The organism is Aeromonas sp. ZOR0002 (assembly GCF_963866995.1).
GTDB lineage: Bacteria > Pseudomonadota > Gammaproteobacteria > Enterobacterales > Aeromonadaceae > Aeromonas > Aeromonas caviae.
The window spans coordinates 6608-8484 of the sequence record NZ_CAWMFQ010000182.1; the positions used below are offsets into that span (position 1 = coordinate 6608).

Consider the following 1877-nt stretch of genomic DNA (forward strand, 5'->3'; position numbering starts at 1 on the left):
GCATCGGCATGCTGCTGCCCCAGTTGCTGGCCCTGCTGGCCCCCGCGCCGCTGCGGGCCAAAAACGGCTATCTGGTACTGGTCTGCAGCCTGACCCTGGTGGGGATCCTGCTGCTTCGCTACTTCGTGCTCTATGCCGGCCAAATGACAGTCGTATAACGGTATGATCACCAGCGCCAGCCACCCTCGGGTGACTGGCGCTGGTTTGTTGCTGGCCCAATGAATTTCTGGTGATGCCACACCCGTTGCTTGGCAATGTTTTCCCCCAAAGGGAGACGACGCGGCGTGTGTGGCATGACATGAATGACATCAAAGATTGAACCGGAGGTTGTGTGCTGGCGGAGCTCGGCTATCTCTCACTGTTGCTGGCGACCGGGCTCGCCCTGCTGCAAGGGCTGCTGCCCTGGCTGGGATTGCGGCTCGCCTCACGCCCGCTGCTGGGCTGCGCAACACCGCTGGCCCTCCTGGTCGCGCTCCTGCTCGGGGCCGCCCTGCTGCTGCTCGCCAGCTGTTTTGGCCAGGATGACTTCACCCTGGTCTATGTGGCCCAGCACGCCAACAGCGCCCTGCCCCTTGGCTTCAAGCTGGCGGCCGTGTGGGGCGGCCACGAGGGCTCCATGCTGTTCTTCGTCTTTGCGCTGGGGCTGTGGGGCGCTTTGGTAGCTCTTTGCTCCAGGCGGGTCGATCCGCTGATCCGCACCCGGGTATTGGCCATCATGGGGCTGATCGTCGGGCTGTTCGGCCTCTATACCCTGATCTTCTCCAGCCCGTTTGACCGCCAGTTCCCGGGGCCGCTGGAGGGGCGCGATCTCAACCCCATGCTGCAAGACATCGGCCTCATCATTCACCCCCCCCTGCTCTATCTCGGTTACGTCGGCTTTGCGGTCAACTTCGCCTTCGCCATGGCGGCGCTGCACTCGGGTCGGCTCGATGGCGCCGTGGCCCACTGGAGCCGCCCCTGGGCGCTCGGCTCCTGGGTCTTTCTCACCGCCGGCATCGTGCTGGGTTCCTGGTGGGCCTATTACGAGCTCGGCTGGGGCGGCTGGTGGTTCTGGGATCCGGTAGAAAACGCCTCCCTCTTGCCCTGGCTGCTCGGCACCGCCCTGCTGCACGCCCTGGTGGTGTGCGAGAAGCGCGGGGCTTACGGCCACGCCGTGCTGCTGCTCTCCATCTTTACCTTTTCGCTCAGCCTGCTCGGCACCTTCGTGGTGCGCTCCGGGGTGCTCACCTCGGTACACGCCTTTGCGGTGGACCCCAGCCGCGGCCTCACCCTGCTGTTGCTGCTCGGTTTGCTATTGACCTGCGCCCTCACCCTGTTTGCCCTGCGGGCGGACATTCGCGCCCCCTACGCCCGCTTCGGCTTCTGGTCAAAGGAGGGGCTGCTCGGCGCCGCCATCCTGCTGCTTTGCGTGGCCTGCGCCAGCGTGCTGCTCGGCACCTTCTACCCCATGGTGTTCCAGTCGCTTCATCTGGGTTCGCTCTCGGTGGGCGCCCCCTATTTCAATACCATCTTCGTGCCGCTAGCCCTCTGCCTGATGGCGCTGATGACCCAGCTGCCGCGCCTGCGCTGGCAGCATCTGGCTGCCCAGCGCCGCATCAAGGTGCTGCTCCCATGCCTGTTTGGCCTGCTGGGGGGCGCCTTGCTGAGCCTCGCCTATCCCGAGCCGCTGCGGGCAAGCTGGCTGGGGCTTGCGGCCAACGTGCTGAGCCTCTGGCTCATGGCCAGCCTGCTGCTCCCGCTCTTGCAACCGGTCGCCCTGCGCGAGCTAACCCTCAATCGGTTCGGTAGCCTGCTGGCCCATCTCGGGGTAGCGGTGTGTGCCCTAGGCATCGCGCAGGTGAGTCAACACAGTCAGGAGGGGGGCGCCGTACTCGCCG

Annotated in this window: 2 protein-coding genes; both read left to right on the forward strand. The window is 65.7% G+C overall.

Going from position 1 to position 1877, the window contains the following annotated elements; translation table 11 throughout:
* The coding region (gene nrfD, locus AACR77_RS11090; RefSeq protein ID WP_042881462.1) for an NrfD/PsrC family molybdoenzyme membrane anchor subunit at positions 1-158 on the forward strand (158 nt) is incomplete at its 5' end.
* Positions 159-331: 173 nt separating this feature from the next.
* On the forward strand, positions 332-1877 hold a 1546-nt coding region (gene nrfE, locus AACR77_RS11095; RefSeq protein ID WP_231563209.1), incomplete at its 3' end, for a heme lyase NrfEFG subunit NrfE.